14 protein-coding genes are annotated in these 19928 nt (G+C 45.5%); 13 read left to right on the top strand and 1 reads right to left on the bottom strand.

The window, feature by feature from the left end; genetic code table 11:
- Positions 1-119 precede the first annotated feature (119 nt).
- The 13 genes from ACOMA8_RS01900 (at position 120) to ACOMA8_RS01840 (ending at position 18157) form a co-directional block, all read left to right on the top strand.
- Positions 120-1454 (top strand): PTS sugar transporter subunit IIC, encoded by a 1335-nt coding sequence (locus ACOMA8_RS01900; protein WP_161898556.1) that lies wholly within the window; start codon positions 120-122, stop codon positions 1452-1454.
- The gene (locus ACOMA8_RS01895) at positions 1447-3744 is read left to right on the top strand and encodes a glycoside hydrolase family 3 N-terminal domain-containing protein (protein WP_421367994.1); all 2298 of its coding nucleotides are present in this window, start codon (positions 1447-1449) and stop codon (positions 3742-3744) included. The genes ACOMA8_RS01900 and ACOMA8_RS01895 overlap by 8 nt, the downstream gene beginning before the upstream one ends.
- A 105-nt stretch (positions 3745-3849) precedes the next feature.
- Complete coding sequence (locus ACOMA8_RS01890; RefSeq protein ID WP_421367991.1) at positions 3850-4827, top strand: LacI family DNA-binding transcriptional regulator; 978 nt, start codon at positions 3850-3852, stop codon at positions 4825-4827.
- Positions 4828-5141: 314 nt separating this feature from the next.
- Positions 5142-6539: a glycoside hydrolase family 1 protein gene (locus ACOMA8_RS01885; protein WP_161898553.1), complete on the top strand. Its 1398-nt coding sequence runs from the start codon at positions 5142-5144 to the stop codon at positions 6537-6539.
- A 290-nt stretch (positions 6540-6829) separates the two neighbouring features.
- A complete protein-coding gene (locus ACOMA8_RS01880) occupies positions 6830-7933 on the top strand; it encodes a radical SAM protein (protein WP_421367986.1) in 1104 nt (367 codons plus the stop codon).
- Between the two features lie 66 nt (positions 7934-7999).
- Positions 8000-8830, top strand: coding sequence for an MBL fold metallo-hydrolase (locus ACOMA8_RS01875; RefSeq protein WP_421367983.1), 831 nt, complete (start codon positions 8000-8002; stop codon positions 8828-8830).
- Positions 8831-8833: 3 nt separating this feature from the next.
- Positions 8834-9499 (top strand): YitT family protein, encoded by a 666-nt coding sequence (locus ACOMA8_RS01870; RefSeq protein ID WP_161898550.1) that lies wholly within the window; start codon positions 8834-8836, stop codon positions 9497-9499.
- 60 nt (positions 9500-9559) lie between these two features.
- Positions 9560-10909: a family 20 glycosylhydrolase gene (locus tag ACOMA8_RS01865; protein ID WP_421367980.1), complete on the top strand. Its 1350-nt coding sequence runs from the start codon at positions 9560-9562 to the stop codon at positions 10907-10909.
- A gap of 32 nt (positions 10910-10941) precedes the next feature.
- The gene (locus tag ACOMA8_RS01860) at positions 10942-12345 is read left to right on the top strand and encodes a sulfatase family protein (protein WP_421367977.1); all 1404 of its coding nucleotides are present in this window, start codon (positions 10942-10944) and stop codon (positions 12343-12345) included.
- Positions 12342-13862, top strand: a complete 1521-nt coding sequence (locus ACOMA8_RS01855) for a sulfatase family protein (RefSeq protein WP_421367974.1) — start codon at positions 12342-12344, stop codon at positions 13860-13862. Before ACOMA8_RS01860 ends, ACOMA8_RS01855 begins: the two co-directional genes overlap by 4 nt.
- 101 nt (positions 13863-13963) lie before the next feature.
- On the top strand, positions 13964-14884 hold the full coding sequence (locus ACOMA8_RS01850) for a mechanosensitive ion channel family protein (RefSeq protein ID WP_421367971.1): 921 nt from the start codon (positions 13964-13966) through the stop codon (positions 14882-14884).
- 398 nt (positions 14885-15282) lie between these two features.
- The gene (gene murQ / locus ACOMA8_RS01845; RefSeq protein WP_421367968.1) at positions 15283-16209 is read left to right on the top strand and encodes an N-acetylmuramic acid 6-phosphate etherase; all 927 of its coding nucleotides are present in this window, start codon (positions 15283-15285) and stop codon (positions 16207-16209) included.
- 13 nt (positions 16210-16222) lie between these two features.
- The gene (locus tag ACOMA8_RS01840; RefSeq protein WP_421367965.1) at positions 16223-18157 is read left to right on the top strand and encodes a glucose PTS transporter subunit IIA; all 1935 of its coding nucleotides are present in this window, start codon (positions 16223-16225) and stop codon (positions 18155-18157) included.
- 106 nt (positions 18158-18263) lie between these two features.
- Here the strand turns inward: ACOMA8_RS01840 and ACOMA8_RS01835 are convergent, their stop codons facing one another.
- Positions 18264-19688 (bottom strand): glycoside hydrolase family 1 protein, encoded by a 1425-nt coding sequence (locus tag ACOMA8_RS01835; protein WP_421367962.1) that lies wholly within the window; start codon positions 19686-19688, stop codon positions 18264-18266.
- Between the last annotated feature and the right edge of the window lie 240 nt (positions 19689-19928).

The raw sequence follows: 19928 nt of genomic DNA, 5'->3' as shown, positions 1-19928 counted from the left end.
CAATTAAAGAAACAAATGAACCGGTTCAAAAATATTGCAAAAACTATTGCATTTCTTGAAATCGTTTGCTATTATCCTTTTGAACCGGTTCAAAAAATATGGAAATGAGGAGCAATACTATGAAATTCGTAGACAAACTGTCTGAGAAATTATTGCCAATTGTGTCAAAAATCAACAATCAACGACATCTGCTGGCAATCCGTGATGCCTTTATCATCACGATGCCTCTGGTAATGGCGGCATCATTTATGGTCTTATTGAATGCTTTAATTTTTTCCAACGCGGCTGTTCAAAAAATCGTTGACTTGAGCTTTTTGTCAGAATTAGCAGTAATTGTCAACAACGGAACAATGAGTATCTTGGCGATCATCGTCTGCTACAACATTGGTGTCAATTTGGCTAATCACTACATCAAGTCAAAAGCCATTGATGACCCGGCGTTCAATGCAGTTCATGCCGGTGTCTTAAGTTTGGCGACCATGTTTATTTTGATGCCGGCAAACACCTCTGTGACTTTGGCAGACGGTACGTTGGCAGAAGTTAGTGGTGTTTTTCCGCAAGCCTTGACTTCCAGTTCGGGTCTGGCAACTGCAATGATCTGTGCCTTGTTGAGTACAGAGCTGTTTGTCCGTTTGGCGAAGTTTAAAAAATTGAAGATCAAAATGCCTGACGGAGTGCCGCCGGCTGTTGCGACTTCTTTTAACTCGTTGGTACCAGAAGTGTTGGTAATTTTAGTATTTGGGATTTTCGTCTTTGTATTGAACAAAACTACCGGACTGAATGTACCGGATTTGATCAATTTGGCGATTCAAACACCGTTGAAAGGTTTTGTCTTGTCGGTACCGGGGATGCTGTTTATCCAATTTTTCTCAGATTTTTTGTGGGTTTTCGGGATGCATGGTTCCAGCATTTTGGCACCAATCAAGCAAGCACCAATGCTGCAATCCATTGAAGAAAATATGACGGCTTTCCAAAATCACCAAGCGATTCCCAACATCATCACCGAACCTTTTGCTAATGCTTTTGGTTTGATCGGTGGCGGGGGCTGTATCTTGCCGCTGGTCATTGCCATTTTGTGGGTGTCGCGCCGCCGTGACCAACGACAGATTGCTAAAATGGGGCTGACGACCTGTTTGTTTAACATTACTGAACCCGTGATGTTTGGGCTGCCAGTAGTGATGAACCCGATCTTTATGATTCCTTGTGCCATCATTCCTTCCATCAATTTAATCATTGCCTATTTTGCAACAAGTGTCGGACTGGTGGGCAAAACCGTGGCAGCTGCACCGTGGATCACACCGCCAGTGATTCAATCTATAATCGCCACCGGTGGGAACCTGATGGCGGGAGTTCTGACGATTTTACTGATTGTTTTAGATGTCTTTTTATTCTTACCTTTTGTGATGGCTTCAAATAAAGCAGCCCAGCTGAGAGGAGACGATTTGATTGGCTGATTACCCTTATCAAAATTCTGACTTAACGATCCGCCAACGGGTCTCAGACTTGTTGAGCCGCATGACCGTGGCCGAAAAAGTCGGTCAGGTAAACCAGCATCTCTATGGCTGGGAGTGTTATGAAAAACAGGCTGACGGCAGTGTTCAGCTGACTGAAAAATTCAAAGAACATGTCAGCTGGGGTGGTGGCCTGGGTGCACTTTACGGGTTGTTTCGTGCCGATCCCTGGTCAAAAGTCGGATTTGATAACGGGATCGCCCCGGAAGCTAGTTGGCAGCTAGTAAATCAGGTTCAAGCCTATGTAATGAGTCAGTCTCGTTGGCAAATTCCGGCACTGATTGTTGAAGAATGTCCTCATGGGCACCAAGGGCTGGGGGGCGTTTCTTATCCGACAAATCTCGGGCGCGGCAATACCTTCAACACGGAATTGATTGAGGCTTCCAGTCGTTTGATGGCACGGGAACTTGCGGCTAAAGGCGTCCATTTAGCGCTAGTCTCGACGCTGGATTTGGCAAAAGATCCCAGATGGGGACGCTCAGAAGAATGTTTTGGAGAAGACCCGATTTTGGCTGCCAAGATGAGCGAAGCGGTGGTTGCCGGATTTCAGGGACAACTGATTAATGAAACCAAGCCGTTTCTAGATCAGACGACAAAAGAAATTGCGAAAACACCTGAACAGATGGGTGTTGTGCTAAAACATTGTATCGCTCAAGGCGAGGCACTTGGGGGGCACAATTCCGGGACAGTGACAATCAGTGGCCGTGAATTTAATGACGTTTATCTGCCGCTTTTAAAGAGCACTCGCAATGCGGTGGGTGTGATGGCTGCTTACAATGATGTTGACGGCGTTCCTTGTCATATTAACGGCGAACTTTTCCGAAAGACGATGCGGGAACAGCTGGGATACCAAGGTTTAGTCATGGCTGACGGGGTAGCGCTGGATCGGTTGGGAGATGTTTTTTCTACAAAGATTGAAGGTGCGAGTGCCGCATTAAAAGCTGGTATCGACTTGAGTTTGTGGGACCAGACTTACCTGGAAATTGCGGATAGTATCACAGCCGGTATCGCTTCTGAAGCTGACCTGGATGAAGCCTGTGGACGCGTTTTGGCGACTAAATTTCTGCTGGGGCTGTTTGAGCAGCCTTTTGTGACAGACCCTAAAGACCGTTTTGCTGAATTGCTTTTAGAATCACAAGAGCTGAATCTGCAAGTGGCAGAAGAATCGTTGACACTGGTGAAAAATGACGGGATTTTACCACTTTCCAAAGCAAAGAAAAAGATTGCAGTTATCGGACCTAGTGGGGATAGTCTGTACCAGCTTTTGGGAGATTACACTGCCCCCCAAGAAGCGACAATGAATGACAAGACGATTTATCGACAGCTGAAGTCAGTGTTCTCCGATTCAGAAGTGGTTTATGCAGAAGGCTGTGAAGTGCGTAACCCAGAAGGTCAGGAAGAAAAAATCAGTGCAGCCGTCGCTTTGGCTGCAACTGCCGATGTGATCGTATTGGTACTAGGCGGCTCTAGCGCTCGCAATTTCGATATGGAATTTTTGAGCAACGGGGCAGTTTCTTCCAAAGGCATCAATATGGATTCTGGCGAAAACGTCGATGTTGCTTCTTTAACACTGGGAGGCAAGCAATTGGATCTGCTTGCAGCTCTCGCCCAACTGGACAAGCCGATTGTTTCAGTCATTATCCAAGGGCGGCCCTATGATCTACGCGAAGTACATGCTGCATCACGAGCTGTTTTAATCGGTTGGTTCCCAGGCCAACAAGGTGGAGCGGCTATTGCAAGAACCCTGGCAGGAAGCAATAATCCCAGTGGTCGTCTAGGAGTAAGCTATCCGCTGAATTCCCAACAATTGCCGGTTTATTATTATCAAAGGGCAGCTTCAAAACAAGACGATTACTATGACGAATCCGGTGCGCCACTGCATGAATTCGGTTATGGGCTGAGCTATACGGAATTTACGTACGACAACTTGCAAGTTACGGCAGATTCTGACACAATAACAGTGAGTGTGACAGTGAGAAATAATGGCCGCTGTGCTGGTAAAGAAAGTGTCTTGTTGTTTGTCCGCCTTCTAGGTGGCTCAGTGATTCAACGACACAAGCTGTTGAAAGATTTTGTCAAAGTTCAGCTGGAACCGGGGCAAGAACAGGAAATCACGCTGCTTTTGACTACAGAGCAGCTAAGCTTCACTGATCTTGATCGGGCAGTCAAAGCGGCGGCTGGTTGCAAGGTAATGGTGGGAAATCTGTCACAAGAGATCTATTTCAAAAAATAATAATCCCTTGCGATATGGCGGTCGGCAGTTTGTCGGCCGCCTTGTCGAGGCTTAAGAGCGGGTGCTGATGCTTGTTTTGAGCCGCAGAAGAAAGGAACCTACGTTATGTCATCCATCCGTGAAGTTGCCAAATTGGCAGGCGTCTCAGTGGGCAGTGTTTCGCGTTATCTCAATGGGCAGCAGTTAAAGGCTGCAAACATGGAGAAAATTGCTGCTGCTATCGAAGCGCTGGACTATAAGGAAAATATCATCGCCAAAGGGCTGAAAAATAATCGCAGTTTTTCGGTGGGGCTCTTGATGAATAGCATCTCCAGTCAGTTTGGTGCAGAGACAGTCAGCGCAATTGAAGGCGTCATGGAAGAAAACGGCTACTCCATTCTTTTGAGCGGGTTCAAAGGCGATGTTTCCATGGTAGATAAAAAGTTGGACTACTTGATGCAGCATGCTGTGGATGGGTTAATCGTATTTATGTCAGAACAGGATTGGGATGGCATGGAGCGCTTGGCGGAGTTGGATATTCCAGTTTTGATGATCAATAGTCCAGCACAAATCGCCGGCGTGGATCGTATCCAGGTAGAAGATTATAAGAGTGTTGAAACAGTAGTGGCCCACTTTGCTATTGCTGGACACCGTCGAATTGGTATCTTAGCCGCACCGCAAAATGATTTCGTGGCTCGAGAACGTCTGGCCGGTGCCGAAGATGCGGCTGCCGCCTATCCGCAAGTTCAGCTAGTGACAGCTATTGGGGATTACTCCCGTTCCAGCGGATATAACGGGGCAAAAGAACTTTTGTCACAAGGAATTACGGCCTTGTTGGTGACCAACTACAATATGGCAATGGGCGCTTTGGAGTACTTGCAGGCTAGCGGTGATCCGCGGGGGAGCCAGTTGTTGTTGGCGCACTATGACTATACTAGTGAGATGGCAGAACTCAGAAATGACCGAATCATCATCAAAGCACCTACCAAAAAGATTGGCCAATTGTCTGCTGAACGGTTGCTGCTGCGCATGAATGACACGTCTTTAACAGAGTCGGCGAGCCTTTCAGTGGCAAATGATATTTTTGGTATCCCTGATAAATAAGTTGCAGCTTGGGAAGCAAAGGACGCTTTTGTTTATCGGTATGGTCGAGTTTTATAACAAGCAGTAAAAACATATTCGATCTTGGGAAACGGGCTGTCAAAAAACGAAAATTAATAGTAAAATGGCAATGTAAACCGTATCCGTAAAATTTTTCACGAAGCGTCGACAGCCGGTTAAAAAAACAGGTTCGCTAAGATATTTGCAAAAGACCTGTTTTGTTGCAAGAAGCACCGGATATGGAAGAAGCGCAGCAATATCATATGCGAGGTCGTCGGCAAGATTCGTTGCAGGACATTATCTAAGGAGGAACAGACATGTATCAATTTCCAAAAGGTTTCTTGTGGGGAGCAGCAACTAGTGCCCCTCAATCAGAAGGCGCAGCAGCTAAAGACGGCAAAAGCCCTTCAACGTGGGATAAATGGTTCGAAATGGAGCCGGAACTCTTCTACGATCAAGTAGGACCGGAAAATACCTCTAACGTTTACGAAATGTATAAAGAAGAAGTTGCCAACATGAAGGCAATGAACTTGAATTCTTACCGGACATCAATTGCCTGGACGCGTCTTTTGCCAGATGGTAAAACATTGAATCCTAAAGCGGTTGCTTTTTATCGCTCTTACTTTCAAGAAATGGTCGACAATGGTGTTGAGCCTATTATCAACTTGTTCCATTTCGATATGCCTTGGTGGCTGATGGAAAAAGGCGGCTGGGAAGCACGGGAATCTGTGGATGCTTTTGCTTATTATGCAAGTGTGGCATTTGAGCAGTTTGGTGATATCGTTAAAAAATGGGCGACATTCAATGAGCCACTGGTTCATATCGAATGCGGTTATTACGGAGACGCTCACTGGCCAAAAGTTCACGATTTCAAACGGGCGTTGCAAGTCGGCTACCATACCATGTTGGCCCATGCCAAAGCAGTAGCTGAATTCCGTAAATCAAAATACAACGACGGCAAGATTTCTATCATTTTGAACTTGTCGCCAGTTTATCCTAAGAGTGATTCACCTGAAGATCTGGAAGCAGCGAAATGGGCAGATCATATCTATATCCGCAGCTTCTTGGATTGCGCGGTGAACGGGGCTTTCTCTGATGAATTTGTCAACATGTTGAAAGAAGCTGACTTGGCACCTGTGACAGAAGCTGGGGATAAAGAAATTTTCTTGAACAATACCGTTGACTTTGTGGGTTGCAATTACTATCAACCACTGCGAGTTCAAGCTGTACCGGCAGACCAAAAAGTATGGCCAATCAGCGAACCTCGGGATCTCTTTAGAGGCTACGACTGGCCGGAAAAACGCATCAATCCTCACCGTGGCTGGGAAATCTATCCACGAGGCATCTATGATATCGCAATGCGCCTAAAAGACAGCTACAAAGATATTCCATGGTATATTTCTGAAAACGGCATGGGTGTTTCTGAAGAAGAGCGCTTTGAAAATGGTGACGGGATTATTGAAGATGACTATCGTATCGAATTTATCGAAGATCATCTGGAAGAGTTGCACCGGGCAATTGAAGAAGGTTCCCCTTGCTTTGGCTACCACCTGTGGACCTTTGCTGACTGCTGGAGCTGGCTGAATGCTTATAAAAACCGTTATGGCTACTATCGAGTAGATCTGAAGGATAACTTCAAGCGGACACCGAAAAAATCCAGCTTCTGGATGGCTGATGTCATTGAGCATAATGGTTTTGATCGGGAACATGTATAACCTTTTTGCAGCTTGGCAAAAAGAACAGATTTGAAAATTGGACACTGTTTCGAAAACGAGGCCTGGCTGCAAGGGTCTGTTTTCGAAACGGTGTTTTTTTGAGGCGTTGTAGCGGGCTGAAGGAAAAAGCATAGGGGATGCGCCGGCTGCCAGCAGTGACAAAAGTAAAAAAACAAAGAGCAGTCAAAAGTTACACATCCCCGGAAGGCTAGCCACTATTGAAAGCGTTTGATAAATAAACTATTATACAGAGGTCTTTTTAAAAGATGGATGGAAAGGAGCAGGAAATCATGAAACATATTCAAATTTTGATCAAGCCGGCTTCTTCTTTATGCAATTTGCGTTGCAGTTATTGTTTTTATGCGGATATCAGCTCCATGCGGCAAGTACGTTCTTTTGGACGGATGAAGCCAGAGGTCACGGGGAAACTGATTGAGAATGTTTTTGCAGATTTGGAAGACGGAGACCGCTTGACCATCGGCTTTCAAGGGGGAGAACCTACCTTGGCCGGCTTGAAGTATTTTAAAAATTTTACTAGCTTGGTGAAAGCACAGTCTAAAAAAGTAATCGTATCCTATGCAATCCAAACCAATGGAACCAAGATCGATGAAGAATGGTGCCGCTTTTTAAAAGAAGAGGATTTTCTAGTGGGGCTTTCGATCGACGGCGGGCTTGAGTTTCATGATCGTCATCGTCCAGATGCTGCCGGCAGAGGGACCTATGGGCGGGTTTTGGCTGCCAAAAAGCTGTTTGATCGTTACGAGATCGAATACAACATACTCTGTGTACTGACGCAGGAGATGACAGAAAATGCTCCTTTGGTTTGGGAGTTTATCCAACAAGAGGCGATTTCCTTTATCCAATTTATTCCTTGTTTGGCAGAACTAGGAGAAGAGGAAAATGAATTTGCGGTAACACCAAGAGGGTTTGCTGCTTTTTATGGTGAACTTTTCACTCTCTGGCAGCAAGGAATGCAGCAGGGACAGTGCGTTTCTGTGAAACTCTTTGACGATATTACAAATCTGCTGGTAAATGGTGTTGTAGGTTCCTGTGGAATGCTGGGCCGCTGCCAGATGCAGTATGTAATCGAAGCCAATGGAAATGTGTATCCTTGTGATTTTTATGTGCTGGATGAGATGTGCGTCGGCAATATCACTCAACAGACGTTGCGGGAGTTGTTTGAACAGCCTTTGACGCAGCGTTTTATCTGTGACAAACGAGACTATCGGACTTGTGCGGGGTGCGAATTTTACAAGATGTGTCGTGGCGGCTGCAAACGTATGAAAGATGCCTGCTATGTCGGAGCTGAAGATGATGGCTATTGCGGCTATCGGGAAGTTTTGAAACAAGTCTTGCAGCCATTATTAGCGATGGCAGCCCCTCCTGTCCATTAATGTGTGAACCGTTTTTAAAGGGGTACCCCTGAAAAATAATGAATGATTGAGAGAAAGAAGGAAATAATGATGAAACTGCAGTATTTTGGGACCGCCGCCGCAGAAGGCGTACCGGCGCTGTACTGTGAATGTCCCCTGTGTCAAAAGGCAAAAGCAAACGGTGGTAAAGATATTCGGACACGTTCCCAATCCCTCGTGGATGATCGCTTATTGATTGATCTGCCAGGAGATACCTATGCCCATTATTTGAAGTACGGGTTTGATTTGTCCAACATTGGTCATCTGTTGGTCACTCACAGCCATTCAGATCATTTTTATGCTGAAGAGCTGGTTTTGCGCCTGAGCGGCTATGTACCACAAGTCCCGCAGACATTGAATGTTTACGGCAATCAACGGGTTTATGATTTCATGAAGCGGGTGTTTGACTTAGAAGGCTACTGGGAGAAAGACCGCATTGATTTTCATCTGGTGACACCGTTTGAGTCCTTCCCTGTGTTGGATTATGAAGTGACACCGCTGGCGGCAGATCATGATCAGCGAGAAACCTGTCTGATGTATGACATCACGGATGGCAATCGTCGCCTGCTTTACGCCCACGATACCGGAGAGTTTCCACAAGAAACATGGGACTATCTGGAAACTGAGCGGCCCTTTTATCATTACGTGTCCATCGACTGTAACCATCAAGCTGACAACAGCGTTCGCAATCACCAGGGCTTTCCCAATAATTTAAAAACACGGGAGCGGTTGTTGGCTTTGGGAATTGTCGATGAAAAAACCGAGTTTGTCTGCAACCACTTTTCTCACAATAGTAAACTGACTCATCAGGAGATGCTGGATCTGGTTACCCCTCATGGATTCGATGTCGCTTATGATGGTCTGATCAAGGAGTTTTAATGGATGACTAATCTGCAAAAATTTATCAGAAAAGAAGGCCCGGCATTGGCAAAAGTCACGTTGGGAACGGCATTGTTGGGGTTTGCCTATGCACAATGGATGAAGCCCAATGCCATCATCAACGGCGGGGTTACCAGCTTGTCGATGATTGCCAATGAATTCACTGGCTGGTCGTTGCTGTGGTTCACCAATGGCATCACTTTACTATTGTTGATTTTGAGCGGCATTTTTTTAGGGCGGGGCAACTTGCTGCGCTCGGTGTATTCCAGTATCTGCTACAACATCTTTTTCAGTTTGTTTTACTTGGCGCCGATTACAGCTCAATTCAATCTGCCGCTGGATTTTCTTTTCGCCAGTTTGTTTATCGCTGCCGGCTATGCCTTGTGTCTGTCTTCAGATACCTCCACAGTCGGACTAGATGTGGTGGCGCTAATTGTTCATAAGTACCGCCCACGATTGGGTGTATCCGTAGTTTTAAAATGGCTGAATTGGAGTGTTCTGGTCTTGGGACTGTTTGCTTATAATTGGCAGGCAGTTGTGATTGGCGTCTTGTTCAGTTACGTGAATAGCTTGCTGTTAGGTCTATTCTTGCGAGAAGCAGACAATCCATTGGAACGTTGGTGGGGTCGTTTTCAATCAGGCGCTTTTCACCTAAGCAATAATAAATAATTTATTTCCCACATATTTGGCAAACAGATTACTGGGACAAAATGAGTTGGAGGAAAAGTCATGCAAATCAACACTATAAAAGCCGGCAATCGGACATTGGCGTGTGCCAAAGCGTTCAATCGGATTTGGCAGCGTTTTTACGACGAGGAACTACTCGTCTCTTCTGAAAAAGGGGAACTGCAGCTGTCAATTGCTCCTGAGTCTCCTAAAAGCAGCATCGAGGTGTTGGCAGACGGCACTGTCAAAATTACCGCTCCCGATGAAAAAGAATTGTTTAAGAGCAGCATGATTTTTCTACAAGAAGATGTTAGCGACAAGCTGCAAATCGGCAAAACCGAGATTGCTACCAGTACACAGGAAAAACTGTTGATGGTAGATATCGGACGCAAATACTTTTCATTGGCAGCTTTGAAAGAACTGGTTGATCTGTTGGCACTCTTTAATTTCGATCAGCTGCAGCTGCATTTTTCAGAGAATGAAGGGTTTCGGATTGAATCTGAGCAATACCCGTGGCTGGCTTCCAAGGAACACTTGAGTAAAGGGGAGGTACGGGAGCTGATCCAGTATGCCCATGCCAAATATATTGAAATTATTCCCGACCTCGATACGCCAGGTCATCTGATGCATGCCTTGGCGGACAAGCCTGAATGGCGTCTGGACAAGCGCATGGCAGATGGCAGTATCCAAAAAGATCCCAAGGCATTGGATATTTTAAATCCGGAAGCAGTTGCTTTTATTCATTCCCTTTACCGAGAATACGGCGAGCTATTTTGTGATTGTCGTTATTTCCATATTGGGGCTGACGAATTCATTCCTTTTGACCAGCTTCACGATTACCCTACTTTGGAAAAATATGCGGCTGAAAAATATGGTTCAGCAGCTAGCGGGATTGAGGTCTTTATCGAATACGTCAATGAGACTATCGAATATGTGCGACAGTTGGGTTTTGTGCCACTGGTTTGGAATGACGGCTTTTATCGAGTGAATCGAACAGAAGGACTGCATCTTTCAAAAGACTGCGTGGTCAGCTACTGGACACGTTGGGATCGTAATATGGCACCGGTGGAAATTTTCTTGGAGCAAGGCTATACAGTAATCAATCACAATGACAATTATTTCTATTATGTTTTGGGGGAACACGCTTCTTATGATTATCCGACTTATGAAAAAATCATGGCGGATTGGCGCCCAGTGAATTTCCCGCAAAAACAAGTAATTCAACCGCAGCAGCTGAAACAATCAGCCGCCAATGCGATTGCGATTTGGAGTAACGTTGCCGCAGCCAAGAGTGAAAAAGAAGTCAACGAAGATATCTTCTACATTGCGGCAGCTTTGATGCAAAAAGCCGACGAGCGTACTCTTGGTGACAAAGAGACAATCACTAAGCTTTATGATAAATTTTTCAACTGACAATCTGATACAGAAGGAAGCTGACAATCGATATGAAGAAAAACGTTCTGTTTTTGCTGGCAGATGACCAGCGTTTTGATACAATCCACGCGCTGGGAAATGACGAAATCCAAACACCAAACCTGGATCGTTTAGTCGAAAACGGGGTAGCATTTGAGAATGCCTATATCCCCGGCGGAACCTCGGGAGCGGTTTGCATGCCTTCACGAGCGATGATGCACACCTCCAAGCACTTGTTTGAGCTGCAAGATTTAGGAGCGGTGATTCCAGATGAGCATGCCATTTTAGGAGAAGAGCTACAAAAAAATGATTATCAAACTGTCGGCATCGGCAAATGGCACAATGGTATCAAAGGGTACGGCCGGGCTTTTACCGATGGCGGAGAGATCTTTTTTGGCGGGATGTGGGACCACTGGAATGTACCGGTGAATGAATTTGATATTCATAAAGAATACCAAGATTGGAAAACCTTCACGCAAGATCCGTTTTCCACCAACCACACGATTCAAATGCCTGCCGATCACGTAACGATGGGCAAGCATTCCACGGATCTATTTGCCGATAAAATTATCGAAAAAATTCATGAAACAGCTGCTAATGATAAACCTTTCTTCATGTTCGGGGCTTTTTTGGCACCTCATGATCCAAGAACAATGCCTAAAGAATATCAAAACATGTATGATGCTGAAAACATCACTTTGCCGGAAAACTTCCTGCCAGAACATCCTTTTGAATTTGACGTGAAGCGAGAGCGAGACGAAAGCTTGGAAGTCTACCCGCGGCCGGCCGCAAAAGTCAAACAACATATCGCTGACTATTATGCCATGATTAGCCACATTGATGCGCGCATCGGCACGATTTTAGATGCACTGGAAGCCACCGGACAATTAGAGGATACCTTGATTATCTTCAGTGGGGACAATGGTCTTTCTATTGGGCAACACGGGCTAATGGGCAAACAAAATCTGTATGAACACAGTATTCATGTGCCCCTGATTATGTCTGGGCCTGGTTTGCCAAAAGGAAAACGAATCACTGAGCGGGCACTGCTATTGGACATCATGCCGACGATCTTGGAATATACAGAAACACCAATTCCTGAAGGGCTATTTGGTCATAGCCTGTTGCCGGTTATTACGGAAAATGCCGGCGGGCGAGACACTATTTTCCTCAGCTTTACAGAAAAAATCCGTGGCCTGCTGCAAGGAAACTACAAACTGATTGAGTATGCGACTGATTTTGGACGCTACACGCAGCTGTTTGATTTGAAAACAGATCCTAAAGAAATGGATAATTTGGCTGAAAAACCAGAGTACGCTGAAAAATTGGCGGATATGCGGGCAGCCCTACTGGAACAAGCAGGCCAATTAGGGGACTTCGAATTTTCTCAAGGAAAAGCATACTGGCAAAAACGAGAGGAGTTAGAGGCAAAATGACCAAGCAACCAAATATTCTTTTCATTCTGACTGATCAGCAGCGAAAAGACACGTTATCAGCTTACGGGAATTTGCCCGTTGAAACACCAAATCTCGATGCGCTGGCTGACAGCAGTTTGACCTTTGACAATGCCTATGCTGTTTGTCCAATCTGCACACCGGCCCGAGCTTCAATGCAGACGGGACTGTATCCGATGCATCACGGCATGTTGACGAATTCTTACAACTACGGCACGATGGTTCAAGAATTGCCGGACACACCGGAGCTTTTGAGTCGCCGCTTGCAAACGGCAGGGTATCAGATTGGCTACACCGGCAAGTGGCATTTGGGTACCGGTGCCGAGGCTGTTCGTAACGATGGGTATATCCAGCAATACATGGGGGATATCCATTTTGCCGAATTGGCATTAGATGCCCGTTCGGTTCCTACGACAGTTGGCTACCAGGGGGATGATTTTCCTGGACATGGTTTTGGCGGCTATATCTATGATGAGTTGAAGGAATATGTTGCCAGTTTGGGCAAAGAAACCAAGATTGAACACATCATTTCCGGCAACTATACGTCCCATCAAGCAGGAGAGATTACTTCGGGCTTGGATACGACCATTGAGCATTTTTTGGTGGAACGCACGAAAAAATGGCTGACAGAGTTCAAGGAGCAGGAGGAGCCCTGGTATTTCCAATTGAATTTCTGGGGGCCACATGAGCCTTACTATGCACCGACGGAGTTTTTGGACCGTTACCGTGACATGCCAATTGAACCGTGGTCAAATTACGCCGGCGACAGCGACAATAAGCCGCGAATCCACGACGTCAAACGAGCCAACAACACGGATTGGGAAGAATTTGTTCCTTACATCCGGCATTATTATGCCAATATGAGCCACATTGATTATCAAATTGGTCGTTTGATCGAATTTTTGAAAGAACAAGATTTGTATGATAATACCCTCATCATTTTCAGCTCAGATCACGGGGAATCGCTAGGCATCCACAATGGTTTGTGTGACAAGGCAATCTTTATGTATGAAGAAATCACCAGTGTGCCGCTATTGCTTAAATTACCGGCGCCAGAAACTGCAGGAACCGCTGAACATCAGCAACCGCAACGGATTGCTGAGTTTGTTCAGACTTGTGATTTGTATTCTACGATTTTGAATGCCGCTGGACTACCGGAAGAAACGGTTTCCCGCGACGGGCGTTCACTGCTGCCGCTGATTAAAGAAGGAGCAGTAGCTACCAAGTGGCGGGACTGTGTCGTAACGGAATGTTCCGGGATTGGCGCGGTCTTATTCTCGCAACGAGCTTTACGCTGGCAAAATTGGAAATACGTCTTCAATGCCGGCGATATTGACGAATTGTACGATTTGGCGGCAGACCCTGGAGAATTGCAAAATTTGATTGATGACATTGATCAAAAAGATACATTGGAAGCATTGCGCCAAAAGTTGGAAGATTGGATGGAAGACCATCGTGACAATCTGATTTTTGAGTATCGCTACCTGCGTCGCCGTTGATTAGTAAACCGTTGCCGGAAATTGGGCAACGGTTTTTACTTGGCGAGAAGTAGGAGTTTGCGGTAGTCTGGAAATAAGGTCAGTAAAGCAGGAGGTAGGGAATGGACCAGCAGATCAGCAGCTTTTTTGATGGGATCTTCAAGGAGATCGTGGCGAATATTAAAGATCCTTCTGAATTTACTGGAAAACTAGCAATGACGTTGATCTTGGCAGTTTTCTGGTTTATCTGCGAGAGGTTGGTCAGTCATCTGGCACTTAAGCAGATGAAAGATATCAAAGCACTAAATGTATTTTTTAGCATTAGTCGCTTTTTGTTGCGACTACTGTTTGTTATAGGAGTCACTTGGATTTGGCTGAATGCACTGGATGCTTTGCTGATTTTGGTGCTGGTGGGGGCAATTTTTCTTGGCTTGTCGGTCAAAGGTTTGATTAGCAATATCGTCGGTTGGCTTTTAATCATAAATCGACACCATTTTCGGGTCTATGACCGCATTGAAATCGACGACCTGAAAGGAGAAGTCTTATCGGTAAATCCGCTTTTTTTTACTCTAATGGAGTTGGGGAACTGGTATACTGCCGAAGCCCCCACTGGGCGTACCGTTAAATTTCCAAACAATATCATTTTGTCGAAAAAAGTGACCAATTATAATGAGCTGACCCCTTTTGTCTGGAAAGAGATTGGCTATCTTGTCACCTTTACCAGCGATTGGCAAAAGGCACATCAAATCATGTTACAAGTGACCGAAGAATATTATGAGGAGTTTCAGCGAACTTATTTCGCCGATCCACGTCAACGAGAAAAGTTTGAGATACAATTCCAACTGTTTGACGGTGAGCCAAGTCCGCAAAAAATCATCGATGTTCAGGAACAAGGAGTGGCATTGAAGATTCGCTATCCTGTTTGCTACACAGAGGGAACCAAAGTTGCCACCCAGCTCCATGAAAAAATTTTGACGGCTTTTGCTGCTGAACGTGATATTGAAATGGCCGGTAACCGCCTATATATCTCAAGTGAAGACTAATTATGGTTTCTACCTCCTCATCGCAGGAGGTTTTTTTGTTTTAAAAGAACGGTTTTGGGGTCTGATTTTTTGGTACATGATAATTATTTCGAGAAAAAGATTAGATAATAAAGAAAATATGACTAGTGTTCTACGTGATTTATATTGCAAGGTATCGTATATTTATTTTGAAGAGATAAAGCGTTTTCTCTTCTTCTAATAAACTATTTGAAGCCGCTGAAGCTAGGAAGGTTTTTTGAAATAGTTATTTAATTATAGAATGTTTGTTTTTTTAATTCCCTGTTTCAGCAATAGATGTGGAGGTGGATAGTAAATAAGTTAGTTTCAAAAGGACCAAGGAAAGATACATCGTAACAAGGTGCGGGGACAGCACTGAAAAAAACACAAGGAGTGAAGTTATGGCAACAATCGATTTGGACAAACTGACGACAGAACGCAGAAATGAAGCCACGTTTGGATTGGATGAAATGTCAGTGGCAGAAGCCTGCCGCAAAATGAACTGGGAAGATCAACGAGTAGCGCTAGCGGTCAATGAAGCGCTGCCAGCTATTCAATGGGTCATTGAAGAAACAATCAAGGCCTTTAATAAAGGCGGCCGCTTAATCTATATGGGTGCAGGAACTAGCGGACGTTTAGGCGTGTTAGATGCTGCTGAATGTGTACCGACTTTTGGTGTCGAACCAGAAATGGTAGTGGGGTTAATTGCCGGTGGAAAATCTGCAATGACTGTGGCTGTTGAAGGGGCTGAAGACTCCTACGAATTGGGACAACAAGACTTAAAAGATCTGCAGCTGAATGCCAATGATTTGGTGGTGGGCATCGCTGCTAGCGGCAGAACGCCGTATGTAATCGGGGGACTGAATTATGCCAATCAAATAGGCGCAGCGACAGCGACAATTTCCTGTAATACAGATGCTGAAATTTCCAAACACGCGCATTTTCCTATCGAAGTTGATTGTGGCGCTGAATTTTTGACAGGTTCAACTCGGCTGAAATCTGGTTCGGCGCAAAAGCTGATTTTGAACATGATCTCAACTATTTCGATGATTGGGATTGGCAAAGTTTACAACAATTTGATGGTAGATGTAAAAGCTACCAATGAGAAGCTGGTGGAACGCAGCAAGCGGATCATCATGCAAGCAACAGAGGCAGACTATGAAACCGCAGCCCGCTATTTTGAAGCAGCAGATCAAAATGTGAAATTGGCGATTGTGATGCTGCTGACAAATTGTGAAAAAGAAACGGCAGCAGCTAAACTGACAGCAGCAGGCGGATTCGTGAAAAAAACCTTAGTAGGCGACTCGATTACAGAAGCAATCATATAAGAGGAGTGAAAGCATGGCGAAAAACGAACTAACAATCGAACAGCTGGCTCAAGAAATCTACCAAGGAGCTGGCGGCATGGCAAACGTGGAGTCGGTAAACCATTGCATGACTCGTGTACGGATGTCCATTAAAAATCATGAGAAGGTCAATAAAGAATATTTGCAAAAAATTCCCGGTGTTTTAGGAGTTGTCGATGACCAGCAGCTGCAGGTGATTATCGGTCCTGGAAAAGTAAATAAGGTTGCTAAAGCAATGGCAGCCCAAGCCGGAGTCGCTTTGGGAGAAGCCATTGTTGTCGGTGATAGTGCTAGCGGCAAAGAAGCGCTGAATGCTAAAGCTGCTGAAATGAAGGCCGCTCAAAAAGCCAAACAAAAACAGTCACCGCTAAAAGCATTGCTAAAAGACATCTCTAATATTTTTGTACCGATGATTCCAGCCTTTGTTGGGGCGGGGCTAGTAGCGGGGATTGGCTCGATTATTGCCAATAATATCACGGCCGGTAATTTAGATGCAGCAACGTGGCAGCAATTTGTGGACTTATCGAATATTTTGAAAAATGGAATGTTCTCCTTTTTAGTGATTTATACTGGAGTGAACGCAGCGCAAGTCTTTGGAGCCACTCCGACATTAGGGGGAGTAATTGGGGGTGTCGTGACCTTGACCGGTATGCGTCCGGATGCGCCACTGACCAACTTATTCACAGGACAACCACTGGCAGCGCAACAAGGTGGAATCCTCGGTGTCATCTTTGCAGTTTGGCTGTTGGCGCAGATTGAGAAACGACTGCATGAAGTGGTGCCAGAAGCGGTGGACATCATTGTGACGCCGACATTGTGTCTGTTAGCAGTGGGACTAGCTGAGATCTTCTTCATTATGCCCCTTGCAGGATTTATCTCCAACGCACTAGTGGGTTCAATCAATTGGGTATTGGGAGTTGGCGGTGCCTTTGCCGGCTTTGTTCTGGGCGCAAGTTTCTTGCCGATGGTGATGTTCGGCTTGCATCAAATTTTAACGCCAATCCATGCGCAGATGATCGAAGCGACGGGTTCTACCCAACTGTTACCGATTTTAGCAATGGCTGGTGCCGGACAAGTGGGTGCCGCATTCGCATTGTGGATTCGTCTGCGTAAAAATAAAGAGTTGACCGAGATGATTAAAGGGGCATTACCGGTAGGAATCTTGGGAATCGGTGAACCATTAATCTATGGTGTGACACTGCCGCTGGGACGTCCCTTCATCACTGCCTGTATCGGTGGCGGGATTGGCGGTGCAATCATTGGCGGATTGGGCAATGTTGGGGCAACGGCTATTGGGCCTTCCGGTGTAGCATTAATTCCGCTGATTGGTGGCGGCCAATGGTGGGGTTACGTGTTGGGTCTTTTAGGTGCCTATGCCGGCGGGTTTGCGGCAACGCTGGCTTTTGGAATTCCAAAAGAATCGCTGGAAGCAGAACAGCAAGAACAAGCAGTAGTGACAACCGCTATTTCCGGTACAGCCGCATTTCATAGTGTGGCTAACGGAATCATCAAACCAGTCACCGAGTGCAGCGATCAGGTATTTGCTGACAAGATGATGGGAGACGGTTACCTGATAATCCCAGAAGACGGGCGAATCTATGCGCCGGTGCGGGGCGTTGTTTCTAACATTTTCCCGACAAAGCATGCAATCGGAATCACCACAGAGAATGGGTTGGAAGTTCTGTTGCATATGGGACTCGATACAGTGGAATTAGCAGGAGAGCCCTTTGACCTGCAAGTAGCACAAGGACAAAGCGTCACCCCCGATACCTTGCTTGCCAAAGTTGATTTGGAGCTGATCCGCTCCAAGGGGAAAGCCACTGATATTTTGGTGCTGGTGACCAATATGGAAAAAGCCAGTCACAAAGGTTTGCACCGCAGCGGTCGTCACGATGCGAAGCAACCGGTGATGGTGTTTGAGACAGAATAAAATAAAAACCGCACCAAACTTCCGCTTTTTTGACGGAGGTTCGGTGCGGTTTTACTGTGTGTAGCTTCGAGCTCGAAGCTTATCACGGTAAGTTTACTGCCATTATTCAGCGATTTTGTTGTAAGAAATTACGATACCAGTGAAAGCTGTCTTTTTTATAGCGAGCGTAAGAGCCATTTCCGACATTATCAGCATCTACATAAATAACACCATAGCGTTTATCCATTTCACAGCTGCCGGCGGATACGATGTCGATGATTCCCCAAGCCATGTACGCGCGCAGGTCGACACCTTCTGCCGCAGCTTGCTTGATAGCAGCGAAATGCTTGGCAAAATAGTCGATACGGTAGTCATCATGGATTTTTCCATCAGCAGTCAGCTGGTCGTGGGCGCCAAAACCATTTTCCGAAATAATCACCGGTTTGTTATAACGATCATAGACTTTATGCAGGGTGGTCTGTAACCCGGTTGGATCAATCTGCCAGCCCCAATCACTAGCTTTCAGGTAAGGATTTTTGTGAGTCGCTACCAAGTTGCCTGCTTGTTGCTGCCCACTTTCCTCTGTAGTTACAATGCTAGAAGAATAATAAGAAAAAGAAACGAAATCACAAGTGTAGGCCGCTAATAGTTCCAAATCTTCCGCCGTTTCAGCCAGATCAACTTGATGTTGAGCAAAAAAACGTTTCATATAATAAGGGTAGTAGCCTTTTGACAAGACATCCATGCAGAACCATTGATTGATCTGCTCGTCCAAAACCAACTTCAGATTATCCTCTGGCTTAGGTGTCAATGGATAGTAACAGAAACAGGCGATCATACTGCCAAATTGTCCTTTGATGCCCAATTGGCGCCCTAGTTGGATTGTCTTTGCGCTGGCGACAAACTGGTGATGGAGGGCGCGGAAAATCTGGTTATAATCGTAACTGCCATCTTCTTTTCGCAACACCCCTAACCCATTGAAGGGGCTGAAATAACCGGCGTTGATTTCATTGAAAGGTAACCAATAATCCACTAGATCACCCCAGTGCTCCAGTACTGTACGGGCAAAACGTAAGTAGTGCAGGATGGTTTTTCGATTTGTCCATCCACCTTGAGACAAGACCAACTCGACTGGCAGTGCGTAGTGATTCATCGTCACAAAAATTTTGATTCCTGCACGGTTCAGGCGGCGAAAAATATGGTCATAATAGGCAATGCCTTCAGGATCCGGTGTTTCTTCGGTGCCAGTTGGAAAGAGGCGGCTCCAACTGATAGATAACCGGTAAATCTGTAATCCCAGTTCTTCCAATAAGTCCAAGTCTTCATCGGTGTGTTCGATTCCTTGGGCGCCTCGACGAAACGGATAGTTACTGTCGTTATCTGGTGTCAAAGCAGATAACACGTTGTCTCTTGTCAATAAACGAGTGGCAGTGGTTGCCACGCTGGTTCGTGGCAAGTAAGGACGCACATCTTGTGTATCCAAGCCTTTACGAGTCCCCCAGCCTTCATATTGACTGGCTGAGGTGGCCCCGCCCCATAAGATATTCTGCATGATTGTTCCCCTCTCTTTTTAAGTATCAATGTTGGCAATATCTTCAAGCCGTAAAAAAGTTTCACTATTACGTGGCGCAGCCTGAAATAAAAAGAGACTGCTGATTCGGTAAGGTATCCCCTTTATATGTATCAATTATAGAGTTATAGAAATAAAAAATCAATTTTATATTTTTACTATTGAAATTTCATTTCATGAAAGCTATAATAGCACTGTAAATGAAAGCGAACCCAAAAAGGG

Origin of the sequence: Enterococcus infantis, from assembly GCF_049166715.1 — a bacterium.
Classification (GTDB): Bacteria; Bacillota; Bacilli; order Lactobacillales; family Enterococcaceae; genus Enterococcus_C; species Enterococcus_C leclercqii.
The sequence above is the reverse complement of the archived record's forward strand: the minus strand, read 5'-3'. Positions and strand labels throughout refer to the sequence as shown.

Excerpts from the sequence above, each read along its gene's own strand:
- ACOMA8_RS01900 (WP_161898556.1), top strand. The coding sequence starts at position 120 with ATGAAATTCGTAGACAAACTGTCTGAGAAATTATTGCCAATTGTGTCA.
- ACOMA8_RS01890 (WP_421367991.1), top strand. The coding sequence starts at position 3,850 with ATGTCATCCATCCGTGAAGTTGCCAAATTGGCAGGCGTCTCAGTGGGC.
- ACOMA8_RS01885 (WP_161898553.1), top strand. The coding sequence starts at position 5,142 with ATGTATCAATTTCCAAAAGGTTTCTTGTGGGGAGCAGCAACTAGTGCC.
- ACOMA8_RS01880 (WP_421367986.1), top strand. The coding sequence starts at position 6,830 with ATGAAACATATTCAAATTTTGATCAAGCCGGCTTCTTCTTTATGCAAT.
- ACOMA8_RS01875 (WP_421367983.1), top strand. The coding sequence starts at position 8,000 with ATGATGAAACTGCAGTATTTTGGGACCGCCGCCGCAGAAGGCGTACCG.
- ACOMA8_RS01870 (WP_161898550.1), top strand. The coding sequence starts at position 8,834 with ATGACTAATCTGCAAAAATTTATCAGAAAAGAAGGCCCGGCATTGGCA.
- ACOMA8_RS01865 (WP_421367980.1), top strand. The coding sequence starts at position 9,560 with ATGCAAATCAACACTATAAAAGCCGGCAATCGGACATTGGCGTGTGCC.
- ACOMA8_RS01860 (WP_421367977.1), top strand. The coding sequence starts at position 10,942 with ATGAAGAAAAACGTTCTGTTTTTGCTGGCAGATGACCAGCGTTTTGAT.
- ACOMA8_RS01855 (WP_421367974.1), top strand. The coding sequence starts at position 12,342 with ATGACCAAGCAACCAAATATTCTTTTCATTCTGACTGATCAGCAGCGA.
- ACOMA8_RS01850 (WP_421367971.1), top strand. The coding sequence starts at position 13,964 with ATGGACCAGCAGATCAGCAGCTTTTTTGATGGGATCTTCAAGGAGATC.
- murQ (WP_421367968.1), top strand. The coding sequence starts at position 15,283 with ATGGCAACAATCGATTTGGACAAACTGACGACAGAACGCAGAAATGAA.
- ACOMA8_RS01840 (WP_421367965.1), top strand. The coding sequence starts at position 16,223 with ATGGCGAAAAACGAACTAACAATCGAACAGCTGGCTCAAGAAATCTAC.
- ACOMA8_RS01835 (WP_421367962.1), bottom strand. The coding sequence starts at position 19,688 with ATGCAGAATATCTTATGGGGCGGGGCCACCTCAGCCAGTCAATATGAA.